This is a genomic window from Shewanella maritima (genome assembly GCF_043643735.1).
Lineage (GTDB): Bacteria > Pseudomonadota > Gammaproteobacteria > Enterobacterales > Shewanellaceae > Shewanella > Shewanella maritima_A.
The window spans coordinates 329,678-343,347 of record NZ_JBHZSM010000003.1 but is presented as its reverse complement, the minus strand read 5'-3'; the positions used below and the strand labels follow the sequence as shown (position 1 = coordinate 343,347).

Annotated in this window: 12 protein-coding genes; 4 read left to right on the top strand and 8 right to left on the bottom strand. The window is 41.8% G+C overall.

The window, feature by feature from the left end; genetic code table 11:
- The first annotated feature begins 148 nt into the window (after window positions 1-148).
- The 3 genes from ACHUGF_RS05730 (at window position 149) to ACHUGF_RS05720 (ending at window position 2,194) form a co-directional block, all read left to right on the top strand.
- Window positions 149-748 (top strand): acyl carrier protein phosphodiesterase, encoded by a 600-nt coding sequence (locus tag ACHUGF_RS05730; protein ID WP_394129812.1) that lies wholly within the window; start codon window positions 149-151, stop codon window positions 746-748.
- Window positions 749-793: 45 nt separating this feature from the next.
- The gene (locus ACHUGF_RS05725) at window positions 794-1,429 is read left to right on the top strand and encodes a protein disulfide oxidoreductase (protein WP_394129811.1); all 636 of its coding nucleotides are present in this window, start codon (window positions 794-796) and stop codon (window positions 1,427-1,429) included.
- A 108-nt stretch (window positions 1,430-1,537) separates the two neighbouring features.
- Window positions 1,538-2,194 (top strand): RluA family pseudouridine synthase, encoded by a 657-nt coding sequence (locus ACHUGF_RS05720; RefSeq protein ID WP_394129810.1) that lies wholly within the window; start codon window positions 1,538-1,540, stop codon window positions 2,192-2,194.
- 151 nt (window positions 2,195-2,345) lie between these two features.
- On the opposite strand, the gene sstT is transcribed toward ACHUGF_RS05720, so the two are convergent.
- The 7 genes from sstT to ACHUGF_RS05685 all read right to left on the bottom strand — a co-directional run bounded on the left by sstT (window position 2,346) and on the right by ACHUGF_RS05685 (window position 10,493).
- Window positions 2,346-3,572 (bottom strand): serine/threonine transporter SstT, encoded by a 1,227-nt coding sequence (sstT, locus tag ACHUGF_RS05715; RefSeq protein ID WP_394129809.1) that lies wholly within the window; start codon window positions 3,570-3,572, stop codon window positions 2,346-2,348.
- A gap of 212 nt (window positions 3,573-3,784) precedes the next feature.
- Window positions 3,785-4,675 carry a chemotaxis protein gene (locus ACHUGF_RS05710; RefSeq protein ID WP_394129870.1) on the bottom strand — a complete coding sequence of 297 codons (891 nt, stop codon included), beginning with the start codon at window positions 4,673-4,675 and terminating at the stop codon, window positions 3,785-3,787.
- 97 nt (window positions 4,676-4,772) lie between these two features.
- The gene (locus ACHUGF_RS05705) at window positions 4,773-6,311 is read right to left on the bottom strand and encodes a phospholipase D family protein (protein ID WP_394129808.1); all 1,539 of its coding nucleotides are present in this window, start codon (window positions 6,309-6,311) and stop codon (window positions 4,773-4,775) included.
- 47 nt (window positions 6,312-6,358) lie between these two features.
- The gene (locus ACHUGF_RS05700) at window positions 6,359-6,808 is read right to left on the bottom strand and encodes a hypothetical protein (protein WP_394129807.1); all 450 of its coding nucleotides are present in this window, start codon (window positions 6,806-6,808) and stop codon (window positions 6,359-6,361) included.
- Window positions 6,809-6,847: 39 nt separating this feature from the next.
- Window positions 6,848-8,110, bottom strand: coding sequence for a DEAD/DEAH box helicase (locus ACHUGF_RS05695; protein ID WP_394129806.1), 1,263 nt, complete (start codon window positions 8,108-8,110; stop codon window positions 6,848-6,850).
- A gap of 161 nt (window positions 8,111-8,271) precedes the next feature.
- Window positions 8,272-8,847 (bottom strand): methylated-DNA--[protein]-cysteine S-methyltransferase, encoded by a 576-nt coding sequence (locus ACHUGF_RS05690; protein WP_394129805.1) that lies wholly within the window; start codon window positions 8,845-8,847, stop codon window positions 8,272-8,274.
- Between the two features lie 74 nt (window positions 8,848-8,921).
- Window positions 8,922-10,493, bottom strand: a complete 1,572-nt coding sequence (locus ACHUGF_RS05685; protein WP_394129804.1) for a DNA-3-methyladenine glycosylase 2 family protein — start codon at window positions 10,491-10,493, stop codon at window positions 8,922-8,924.
- Between the two features lie 187 nt (window positions 10,494-10,680).
- Here ACHUGF_RS05685 and ACHUGF_RS05680 point away from each other — a divergent pair, with 187 nt between their 5' ends.
- Window positions 10,681-12,510: an ABC transporter ATP-binding protein gene (locus ACHUGF_RS05680; RefSeq protein ID WP_394129803.1), complete on the top strand. Its 1,830-nt coding sequence runs from the start codon at window positions 10,681-10,683 to the stop codon at window positions 12,508-12,510.
- A gap of 64 nt (window positions 12,511-12,574) precedes the next feature.
- Here ACHUGF_RS05680 and ACHUGF_RS05675 read toward each other — a convergent pair whose 3' ends face one another.
- The gene (locus tag ACHUGF_RS05675; RefSeq protein ID WP_394129802.1) at window positions 12,575-13,297 is read right to left on the bottom strand and encodes an SGNH/GDSL hydrolase family protein; all 723 of its coding nucleotides are present in this window, start codon (window positions 13,295-13,297) and stop codon (window positions 12,575-12,577) included.
- Window positions 13,298-13,670 lie beyond the last annotated feature (373 nt).

Genomic DNA, 13,670 nt, shown 5'->3' with positions numbered 1-13,670 from the left:
CTAACTATTGGTTTATCTTGCTAATATTTCTAAGTTAACCCTCGACATTAGCCCTATTAAGAAGATAAAGTCAGGTCTCATGCGAGCTATGCTGTATAACTTATAAGCAACATATTACGCGAACTATTTTAAATTAAAAGAGCGATTTATGAACTTTCTCGCACATTTGCACTTGGCTGACATTAGTGAAACTGGTTTAGCAGCAAACTTAGCTGGCGATTTCGCCAAAGGCGATATTAATCACCACCCTCAACATTTAAAGCAGGGGATCTGGCTACATAGAAAAATTGATAACATCACCGATAACCATGAAATAATTGTGGATTTAATTAAATCCTTTCCAAATAGCTCTCGCCGAGTCGCACCAATCTTAATTGACCTCACGTTTGATCACTACCTTGCCTACTACTGGGATGAGTATCATCATCAATCTTTGAAAGATTTTTGCCAAAAAGCCTATCTAGATATTCAACAGACAACTCAGTTACCTGAAAAATTGCAAACTATCGTGCCAAATATCATTGAGCAAGATTGGCTAGGGAGTTATCAACATCGAGAAGGCTTAAACCAAGCTATTAAAGGTGTGAGTAAACGTCTGAGTAAGCCGGAGTTATTTAATACAGCAATCAAAGATATCGACAAACTGTATGTGGATATAGAAATTGCGTTTCGAACCTTCTACCCACAGTTAATGGCATATAGCAAAATATACTCACGTAAAACCCCTGAACTGTATTTACCAGAATAATCGCTGTAAACCTCACACAGCACTTTCTCAAAATGAGTGGGCACAATGACAAATAAAGCGACAAAGCTGACACTTAAACAACAACTTCGAAGTGGTCGCTTTTGGTTAACACAGCTTAGAGATTTACTCATTTTATTCGTAATATTATTTGCCATTAGCAGTTATTTGCAAAGAGATATGCATCGGGGACAAGCGATAGCCATTAATGGCATAAATATTCATGGCCAAGCCGTTCATGGGTTTAATCTTGATAAACAAGACAAGCTGCCATTATCTCAAACCCAAAACCCAGCATTCAGTACACTCTCTTCGAGCGATACTTTACAATCCGATCGGCCTACTCTGCTGTATTTTTGGGGCACTTGGTGCGCAGTGTGTCGTATTACTTCTCCGATGGTAAATCAGTTACACCTTGATGACTATCAAGTGCTGACTATTGCGGTAGCATCAAATACAGACAATCATATTCAACGCTATATGCAGGAAAATGAATATCAATTTGAGGTTATCAATCAAGATGCACCAGATAATCAACCTGATATGAGTGAACAATGGGGTGCATTCGCACTGCCTGCAATTTATATTATCGATGACAAGCAACAAATCCGTTATGTCACTCAGGGAGCGACATCCACTTGGGGAATGAAAATAAGAATGTGGTTAGCCGCAAATACCAACTAATTAGGCCTGAGTTAGCTCGATTAATTCCTGTGGAATTTTGGTAGTTTTGTTATTATAAGCAAAAGACAACACCCCTGTAACTGTTTCAGCCAACCAACCGAGCACTGCATGCAAGTTTTTCAATACAATCCACCTTCAATTCCTTGGCTCGATATTCGCTATATTGATCGCGACATTATCGTCATCAATAAACCTTCAGGGTTATTATCAAACCCAGGTATTGCAGAAGTCACCCACGACTGTGCCTTAACGCGTTTGCAGGCCTTATATCCAGAAGTCATATTGGTGCACAGGCTAGATTGTGACACTTCAGGGGTCATGGTATTTGCTCGAACGAAACAAGCTGAGTCACATATCAAAACCCAGTTTCAAAACCGCACTACTACCAAGGTGTATATCGCGGAAGTTGAAGGTAAGCTTGAGCAACAACATGGGCAAATCGCTCTCGCCATTGCGCCAAATAAAGACAAACGCCCACTGCAAATGATCAACCCTGATGGGAAAACAGCGGTAACTGATTTTGAACTGATAGACCATAGAGTACAATCCACATTGGTTAAGTTAACGCCGCAAACAGGGAGAACTCATCAGTTAAGAGTGCATATGCTCGCGTTAGGCCATTGTATTTTGGGAGATCAATTCTATGGAGATTCGCAGTGCGTTGCAGCAAGCTCTAGATTACGACTCCACGCTCAATCGCTCACCATAGAACATCCTTATAAAAATAAGCCGATGACGTTCCACAGCCGTCATCCATTTCAGTAACATGTTGGTTCATACATTAAATAACGCCTTATACGATTAGCAGTCGCTGTTTCGCATAGTAGGAATGACATATTCTTCCAAGATGTTCCATAAAAAAAGCGAAGCTCATGCTTCGCTTTTTTGTCGCTCTTTTGTAGTTATATACCTAGGTTTAGGCAGTTTTTTGTGCATTCTCTGCAGCTTCACACGCCGCAGCAGTGAACACTACGTCAGTCGAGCTGTTCAATGCTGTCTCAGCTGAATCTTGAATAACACCAATAATGAAGCCAACTGCAACAACCTGCATTGCTACATCGTTAGAAATACCAAACAAGCTACATGCTAGTGGAATAAGCAGTAGTGAACCACCAGCAACACCAGATGCGCCACAAGCTGAAACGGCAGCAATAACACTCAATAATAATGCCGTACCAAAATCAATTGAAATACCTAGTGTGTGAACTGCAGCCAGCGTTAATACTGTAATCGTAATTGCAGCACCACCCATGTTAATAGTCGCACCTAGTGGAATAGACACTGAGTAAGTATCTTTGTGAAGTTTTAGCTTGTCACACAACGCCATGTTCACTGGGATATTAGCCGCACTTGAGCGAGTGAAAAATGCCGTTACACCACTTTCACGTAAACATTTTAGTACTAGCGGGTATGGGTTACGTTTGATTTTGATGTAAACAATCAATGGGTTTACAACTAATGCAATAAACAGCATTGCACCGACTAATACGGAGAGTAACTGCGCATAACCCGCTAATGCTTCAAAGCCTGTTTCTGCGAACGTTGTCGCTACTAAACCAAAAATACCAATTGGCGCTAAGCGAATAACAAAGCGAACAATAGAAGATACGCCGTCACTGACATCAGATAACGCTTTTTTGGTTGTATCTGACGCGTGGTGCAGCGCAATACCTAAACCAACACCCCAAGCTAGAATACCAATATAGTTACTGGTCATCAGTGCATTGACTGGATTATCGACAAGTTTATACATCAGCGTGCTCAATACTTCGCCGATACCTTGTGGTGGGTTAGAACCTTCGATGCCTGTTGCCAACAGTAATGTCGTTGGAAATGCAAAGCTAAATAGTACTGCAGTTAACGAAGCCGCTAATGTGCCCACTAAATATAGGCCGATAATTGGGCGCATATTGGTATGAGCATTTTTCTTTTGGTTTGCAATAGAAGATGCGACCAGTACAAATACTAAAACAGGAGCGATAGCTTTTAACGCTTCAACGAATAAGCTGCCTAAAAAAGAAACATAACCCGCTGCAGTTGGAGAAATAGATGCGAGGATCACACCTAAGATAATGCCGCAAATAATTTGTAGCACGAGGCTGCCATTAGCAATACGTGCTAATAGTGATGTATTTTGATTCATGTCTTGACCTATGGATTATAATATTTTTATGGCTTTTTTATTTTATGTCGATACAAACCCAGTTTCTGGTTATTTATATCGTAAAGCCTATGATAGGTATATATCAGTTTGGAGCAGATAAAGTCTAGCAATCAGATGAATTTACTGTAGAACTTTACTTCGCAAGTGCATTCAAAACACATTTTCACAACAAACCCATGCATTAAAGATGCTTACTCTTTGGGCGCTTGTGCACCACGAAGCATAGCTTCAATCAATTCTTTAGCATCAAATTTAGTTAAAGCTTCATTTGCTCCAACTTGCTTAGCTTGACCGACACTTATCTCACTGGATAACGAAGTATGCAAAATAATGTACGCATCGGCTGTAAGAGGGTTATTTTTCACTTCAAAAGCGAGCTCATAGCCATCTAATCCAGGCATTTCAATATCACTAACTAGAATGTCTATTGCCGCCTGATTTTGGGCAGCTTGCTCCATCAAAGATAACGCGTCTCGACCATCTGATGTGACTTGATAAGGAATATTGAGCAAATCTAACGCATCAGATAGCTGCTTCCTTGCCACTTTAGAGTCATCAACTAACAATATGTTTAGCGGTTTTAATTGCTCACGTTGCACATCGGTAATGATGGCTTTGTTGGTAGCAGGATCACCAGGAAATATCTTGGACAATAACAATTCCACATCCAGTAACTGCACGATGCGATCATCAACATGGGTAACCCCAGTTAAGAAAGCATTAGCACCTAAATTATTACTCGGCGGCTCAATATCGCGCCAGTTGCATTCAATGATTTTTTCAATGCCACGCACAATGAATCCGATGACCATGCGCTGACAATCCGTTACAACGATATAGCTTTTGGCGAGTTCTTCTTGAGACAGAGGTTTAAAGCCAATAGCAGCAGCCATATCAATCACGGGAATGGTTTTACCACGTACCGTTGCGGTACCGGCAATAGAGGGATGAGACTTAGGTAACTTAGTTAATGGAGTAAACGGCATTAATTCACGAATCTTCAGGGTGCCCAGAGCAAATAACTGCGTATGATTCAGTTTAAAAAGCAGTAACCCTTGAGATTGATTCGCTTTATTTTTCATCACTGCCATCGTACCCTTTGCCTATCTAATTGTCGCCTAAATAAGACTATAGCATTACAAGTGGATAACGGTCTGCGAACTATGGCTAATTTTACTGTTATAGTTGCGACTCGATTGGCAAGTAAGACAATAAGTTCGCCATAAAACGTTGCCATAAACTTGTATCAGGCTCATGGGTAAGTTTTTCCCCCGTGGCTAGATCAAGCCATACAAGCCTACCTTGCTCAACTTTTACCTGATAGACTTTATTGTTTAATTTAGCGTCAATTTCCGCAAGATAAAGTTGAGTAAACGGCTGATCGTCAATGATCACCCCCATTTCAGTGTTTAGCACAGCACTCCTAGGGTCAAAATTAAATGATCCGACAAAAGACGCTGTATCATCCACCACAAATGTTTTGGCATGTAAGCTAGAACGTGAGCTGCCTTTAAATGATATCTTCTTTTCTTTCTTATAACGGCTGGCTAGATTGGCCTTAAGCTCATAAACAATCACCCCCGCTTCAACTAACTGTCTACGGTATTGCGTATAACCGGAATGCACAGCTAATACATCAGTTGCCGCTAAACTATTGGTGACAACTCTCACCTCAATACCTTGCTCCACTTTAGCAATAATTGAGTCTGTGCCTGCTTGGGTGGGTACAAAGTAAGGAGATATGATAAGCACCTTACTTGCTGCTGTATCAAAGAATGAGGTTAAATCATCAACGATATTGGCCTGCTCAATTTGGCTTAGTTTGTTTGGAGGGTCAAAAATCACGTTGGCGTTCACATGGTACCAGTGCAATTTGTCATTCAATAATTGTTTAAGGAATTCACTTTCATTTAAACGAGTATAATATTGGCTTTGTTCAAATATTTGCTGAAACTCAGCTAACCGATTAAGCTCTACGTCCCATGATAAATCATCGAATGCCTCCACTAATTGCTCAATAGGCTTAACCTGAGACGCATTCCAATATAGATCAAATTGATCTGAAACCTCATCTACCGCAGGCCCCATCAATAGCACATCGAAATCACCAAACTCGACATTTTCATCTGCAGAGAAATACTCATTCCCAATGTTGCGCCCTCCTACAATGCTCAGCATGTTATCTACGGTCAATGACTTGTTGTGCATGCGATGATTGACTCTGCCAAAGTCACTGAGAAACGACCAAACTCGTTTTTTCCTATCTTTGATTGGATTAAACATGCGTACTGAAACATTAGGATGATTTGACAGAGACATTAATGGCGAATCTAAGCCAGAGGTGCCCATATCATCGAGTAACAACCTAACCCTTACACCTCGGTTAGCGGCATGCATTAAAAATAAGGTCAAGATTTTGCTGGTGTCATCATTACGGTAAATATAATACTGCACATCAACTGCTTCAGTGGCCATCTCAACGGTCGCAAGCCGCGCAATAAAGGCATCAATGCCATCACCTAAGGGGTAGAGAGCTGTGTTTTGATGTGCAATAGGGTATTGCTCAAAGTATTGCTGATAATAGTCAGCTAATGGCGTACCTATCGGTTGAGGTAACTTATATTCTAGCGGAGCATTAGGGTAAATATAATGGCTGGTACAGCCTGAAAAGACGATAATGATAAAGGCTAAAAAACAGCATTTCCCTATGATTTTCAATGTGATTCCTCCACACGAATTACACGCTAAAATATGCCTATATCACTTTACTGTAAATGATATAGCACATCATATACAAATTGATCCCAAGGACTTTGAAATGCACTCTCATTCGCTGCACGCACTTGACTGACAGCATTAACTGGTGCGGCACCTATATCCATTAAATAATATGCCATTGAAACCGCCACCACTTGTTCATCACCTAAAAGCAAACATGTGTCAGACTGCTGCATTTTTTGCACAACTGCAGGTAAAACCTCTGTCCACACATCAAGTGAGTTGGTATTGCACGTTATCATCTCTAGTAAAGCAACAGATGTGACTGACACACCGAATTTTGCGGCTAGAGCATGTTCAACAGTATGTTGGTTCCCAATGCAAATAACTTGGTTAATGTCATCACATGCTAATTGCTCAATCATATTTGCATCAAGATGCTGACGACTTGCGCCAGCGATTTGTTGCTCTACTAACCAGAAAAATGCTGTACTCACTGTTAAGCCTTCCGCTATTTACATGCCACTAATTCAAAACTAGCTTTTTGACCAGATATCTTGATTGGCTGCGGGTACTTTCTTGCGTTTTTTCTTACCTGTACCTTCAGGTTTAGCCACTGCCACTGTTTTAATGTCTTCTGGCATGGCTTCATCCGCTTCAAAGCCAGCTTCCTGCTCACGTGGCAAGCTGATCTTATTTTTCTTCTCAATTACTTTGAAGTGGTGATACTCATCATGACTCAACAATGTTACCGCTAAGCCCACCTCACCAGCACGGCCACTGCGGCCGATTCGGTGCATATAATCAGCAGGGCTTCTAGGTAAGTCATAGTTAATCACAACAGGCAGCTTATCGATGTCGATACCACGCGCTGCGATATCTGTGGCAATAAGCACATCAATGTCACCATTCTTAAACTCATTGAGCACACGGGTTCTGGCACCTTGAGCTTGATCACCATGAAATACTTGGGCATTGATGCCACGCTTTGCCAGTTTTTGCGACAAGTGATGACAACTTTTCTTCGCACTCACAAAAATCAACGCTTGCTGCCATTGATGCTGTTTAATTAAATGCGCAAGTAACGCTGTTTTAGTTTCACGGTTTACCGTAAACACACGCTGAACGAGTGTGCTTTCTTGCTCATTTTGAAGCGCGAGTTCTACAGGATTAACGAGTAACTCTTTAGCTAACCCTATTACTTCTTCAGGAAAGGTTGCTGAGAACAATAGCGTCTGTTTTTGCTTGGGCAATAAGGCTAAGATTTGTTGCAATTCTTGAGTAAAACCCAGATTAAGTAATCTGTCTGCTTCATCAAGCACGAGGTGGGTAACTTTGTCTAGCTTCACAGCATTGGATGAAATCAAATCCAGCAACCGACCAGGGGTGGCAACAATAACATCTGCGCCACCACGTAAAGACAACATCTGTGAATTAACAGAGACACCACCAAAAACACTAACGACTTTGACTTTGCCATTGGTGTGTGCACTGTAAGACACAATGTTATCGGCAACCTGTTTAGCTAACTCACGCGTGGGTACCACAATCAAGTGAGATACCCAATTACCTTTATCTCTGGCTTTACCTGTAATCACATTCTGAATTATTGGCAGAGCAAATGCAGCTGTTTTACCAGCCCCTGTATTTGCGCCAGCGATGATATCTTTGCCCGCCAGGATTAATGGAATTGCCTGAGCTTGAACAGGTGTCGGTTGTTGATAATTTAGCGTCTGTAAACGCTCAACAATCGAAGGGGCAAAAGCAAAATCAGAGAATGAAGCAACAGCTTGGGTCATAGGAGGCGCCAGGTAGATACAAAGTCAGCCTGACATTTTACCTCATCAAGCTGTACGAATACTAATATTAATCCATTTAAGTTTGGGTGAAAAAACAACATGCGTCCAATCGTTTAGCCAAGCACTACCAGCCACCTCATAGCAAGCTGTAACGGCAACACTTATTGGCTCACACGATACTTGGATTCGAGAGACAATAGATATGATTTCATCGGCAGTCCATGCGCATAGCCAGTCAATTTACCATTTTTACCAATGACACGATGACACGGTACCACTATCGCAATTGGGTTTGCGCCATTTGCCGCACCCACCGCCCGCATGGCTTTAGGTCGATTAATTTGTTCGGCGATATCTGAATAACAACATGCTTCACCGTACTGCATTTGTGTTAGCGCTTGCCAAACCTGTTGTTGAAATTCAGTGCCTTTAGCGGCTAATGGCACATCAAAGGTTAGCCTCGTGCCTGCAAAATATTCTTGTAATTGGCGGATCATTTTAATTAAGTGGATCCGAGCATGAAACAAGTGAGTAGGATGCGGTTCACCACTGCCATTTTCTAATAGCAACGTATCTAACAACTGGGTTTCTATGGCTTCGTCAGGTGTTTCAGCCACTGATGCCATGGTTAAATGCGTAATGCCAAGGTGTGAAGCACTTACTGATATCGTCCCCACAGGGCACACAACCGTTGCTTGGATACAAGGCGCTTGATATTGAATAGATTGATGACTCATGCTTCAGTTCCTAAAATACTGATTCAGTATACAATTTAATTTTCTACTTTTTCCAAACTGAGGTAAACAAGTGTTTAATAATTTTCATTACCATGGACAGACAAATGCCATAATTGCAGTGTTAAATAACTGCCCCATGGGCTAATTTGCTTTGCCAGTGCTTCGACCTGTTGCTGATACGCTTTATTCGATTCGATATTCCGCCCTTGCTGCTGCCACATGGATTTAAGGGTATTTTTAACAATCAGATCGCCAGATAAAAGGATATCAGGAGCCTGACAACCTCGCATCTTAGTGTAAGCGACAGTCCAAGGACCGATACCTTTAACGGTCAGCCAATCATCAATTTCAGCCAATGGGTTTTCAACAATATATTGCGCTAAGCTTCTTAATGTTTGATGACGAGAAGCTGGCATTTTCAGGTTGCTCAAATCAGCATTAGCAACAATTTTAGGTGTCGGAAACAGCTTCACCGATTGACCATTTGCCACATGAATTGACTGACCACATTCCTTGACTAATGTATTGACCAGATTGGTCGCTTGCTTAACACTCACCTGCTGACCTAATACTGCTCTACATGCCGCCTCAAATGCACTAGGAACGCCAGGAATGCGTATTGACTGGGGTAAATAATGTTTATTTAGAATGTGAGCCATATTGGCATCAATGATCTGCATATCTGCATCTAAATCAAAACATCGTCGCAGTGTTTTAATCACCGGCATTAACTGCGAAATGTCAGACTGTTCAGCTAAGTATAAGGATAACTGCAGTTGATGTTTATCTGCCTTATGCGTTATGCACAGTAATCCTTTTACACCTTCAATATCAAAAGTACGCTGATATCCCCCTTCACTCACCCACTCCATTTGGTTAATTTGTCGTAATTTGTAAAAATCTATCAAGTATTGCCAATCAAATGGGGGGCGATAACTTAGCGCAATACTGACATCAGGTGCAGTCTCTACATTGAGTAAATTATCTTTATCGGAAGCTTCGTTTACGATTGTTTTTGTATTGTTCCCCTTATTGCGGACACCAGCAAAATTTTGTCGTTTTCTCACCTGACTTGGTGTCAGCTGCAATGTTTGCTTAAACGCTTCATTAAAACGACGAATACTGCTGAAACCGCTCGCGCTGGCAATATCAGTCACAGATAGTTGAGATTCAACCAGTAACTGCTTAGCAAACATCAGTTGTTGATACAAAGCATACTGCTTGGGAGAGCAGCCAATATGACGATTGAACAATTGAGAGAGATATCGGCTACTGATCCCAAGACGAGTTGCTAAATCAGTGACACTCGCTGCAGTTTCACCTTGCAAATAGCCACTTTCAATAATACTTACTGCGCGATGAACTGTCGTCTGTACGCCTAACCAAGCGGGTGAATGTGGCGCACTATCGGGTCGGCAACGTAAACACGGTCTTAACCCTGCGTTAGATGCTTGGATCGGTGAGTCGAAATAACGTACATTTTTCTCAAGCGGAGCCGTGGCAGGGCAAATAGAGCGACAATAGATACCAGTAGACAGCACCCCTGTAAAAAACTTGCCATCAAATCGAGGGTCGCGACTGAGACGCGCCTGACGACACACTTGTTGTGGAACTTGGCAATCAGTTAATGCTGTGGACTTGGTCATTTGCTCGCCCAGTTAAAATAGATTAGGTGTTTAATTAGTTTTTCATGTTACACCAGATGCCTTTTTAAACTAGCGGAAAACGGAACTTAATAATGTGAATCTATTTACCAAGGGCAAAATAAGCTGCTAATTACACTCACTCCTGTATCCTATGTCCCAATTGTTGCCCGCAAGTGATACACATCATATGTTTAAATTTTTCGAGTCTTTGACTCAACCTATGCCTGATGAAACACCAAGCCAGCCGCCTAAAGAACTAGTGGCTTTTTGCCGTCACTACACAAAAGGTTTCGGCAAATTACTGATCATCATGTCAATTCTAACGTCAACCCTCGCGATATTAGAAGTATCGCTGTTTGGTTTTATGGGGCAATTGGTAGACTGGCTAGTGAGCAAAGAATCAGACACTTTATGGCAAGATGAAGCCAGCACACTGATTATGATGTCGGTAATAGTATTGGTGATTATTCCACTTCTGACTTGGTTGCATGCATCTATTGTTTACCAAGGGTTATTGGGTAATTACCCAATGGCAATTCGTTGGCAATCCCACAGGTATTTACTCAAGCAAAGTATTGCGTTTTATCAAGATGATTTTGCCGGCCGTGTCGCCACTAAAGTCATGCAAACATCCCTCGCGGTGCGTGAAAGTGTGATGAAGCTACTCGATGTGTTGATGTATATTTTGGTGTATTTCACCTCGATGTTAGTGATGATTGCTAGCGCTGACGTGCGTTTAATGCTGCCAATGTTGATTTGGCTATTTGCTTATGTGGCGATTCAATGGAAATTAGTACCTAAGTTAAAAGCTGTATCAGCTGAACAAGCTGATGCACGCTCAACCATGACTGGACGTGTGGTCGATAGTTATACCAATATCTCAACCGTGAAACTATTCTCACACACCAACCAAGAAGCTGAATACGCTAAGGACAGCATGTTTGGCTTTTTGCAAACAGTTTATAAACAAATGCGCTTAGTGACAGTGATTAATGTATCTGTCCAAGTTATCAACTACATACTCGCCTTTACCATTGCCGCTATCTCGATTTGGCTTTGGGCAGATGATGCTATTACCGTAGGTGCAATTGCTATCGCGGTGAGTTTGGCGTTGCGACTTAACGGTATGTCACAGTGGATCATGTGGGAGATCAGTTCTCTATTTGAAAATATTGGTACAGTCACAGATGGCATGAATACCTTGTCTAAACCGATTCTTATTCAAGATAAACCTAACGCACCCGATATTGTTGTCAATCATGGTGAAATAGATTTTAGGCAGGTTAGTTTCCATTACGGTGAAAAATCAGGCGTCATCGACAACCTAAATCTCAATATCAAACCAGGTGAAAAAGTAGGGTTAGTGGGTCGCTCAGGCGCAGGTAAATCAACACTCGTTAATTTGTTATTGCGCTTTCACGATGTTGAACAAGGCGACATTTTGATTGATAACCAAAAGCTCACTGATGTCACGCAAGAGTCATTGCGAGCGCATATTGGCATGGTGACACAGGATACTTCACTGCTGCACCGTTCAATCCGTGAGAATATTCTTTATGGTGACCCTAATGCTGATGAAGAAAGTCTGCTCAAAGCGATTGAACAAGCACAAGCCTCCGGTTTTATTGATGATCTCACTGACCCATACGGTAACCAAGGGTTAGATGCACAAGTCGGAGAAAGAGGTGTTAAATTATCAGGCGGCCAGCGTCAGCGAATTGCCATTGCCCGAGTCTTATTGAAAAATGCGCCCATTTTGGTGCTTGATGAAGCAACATCAGCCCTCGATTCTGAAGTTGAAGCAGCAATTCAGGAGTCACTGTATCAATTGATGGAAGGCAAAACCGTGATTGCCATTGCGCACAGATTATCGACCATTGCCTCTATGGATAGACTAATCGTGTTAGATAACGGCCAAATCGTAGAACAGGGTACACACCAACAATTAATCGAGTCTGGTGGAATTTACGCCCAACTTTGGTCACATCAAACTGGCGGCTTTTTGGGAATCGATTAAATTGAAGTGATTACCCTGCTAGATTGTATTTAGTCCAAAAAAGCCGGCATCATTGCTGGCTTTTTTATGCTTCAGTAGTTAACTGATCTATTCGCTGTGCCATATATTGCCCCCACACTTGATAAGCCTGCTTACCAGGATGAAAGCCGTCACTGGCCATAAGTGTTGCATCAAACGGAAAGGGAATGGCCTCAAAGCTCACTCCTTTGTGTTGTGCACATACCTTTTCAAGCAAATGGTTGAGCTTGGACGCACGTTGGCCTAACCACCATCGAAGTGGATTGGGTAAGGCGGGAAATTGATGAACCGGTGGAATAGCAGTGAACAAAATCCCCTTTACAGCAAATTTTTGCTGTAACAGTTCAATAATGGCTTGGATATTAGTTCGCCACTGCCCAGATGAAGTTTGCTTAGTGACATCATTTACGCCAATAGACAGCACCACATAATCGTATTGCTGCTTTGGCAAAGATTGAAGGCGCGACAACAACTGAGAAGATGTATCTCCATCTTTGGCATGTAATTGCCAAGTGACTTGATAAGAATGCGATAAAGATAGGGCAAGCTGTCCTGACAATGCCAGACTTTGCTCTGGCACGCCTACCCCTGCACCAGCGGAATCTCCAGCTATCATCACACGAAGTTCATCTCCCTTTCCACTCACGCCAGCTCTATCACCATCAGGTTCAGGTAACTTAGTGGTTCGAAACCTCACCCATTTACCCTGCAACAAAAATACTGGCGCAAGGATCAGTGAGCTCAGATTAAATAACTTGGCATTTTCCATTGCCGCTACTCTCAAAAACAAACACGTTGTTTTACCTTACTGGGGAACTGCATTAGAGTAAATAATCAAAACAAGCAAAAGCAGGAATATATTAGTGTAAACCATGGCAAAGAATAACTTTTAAATCGTAATGCTCGCTACCGCTTAGAGCCCCCTTGTGGATGCTTCAAGGGCTTTTATGGAAGAGGATTGGTATTCCTTGTGAGGTTTGGCCTTCTGTTACCGAGCCTTGTAAACAAATGGGAAATATCTTTAGGTAAGAGAATGACAACTTTTCAATTACTTTGCTTTACCTCAAATTACAGGTACAAAAAAACCACCTGGCGGTGGTTTTAAGCTCTTTTCAAATGAAAAGAATTGGTATCCCATAGGG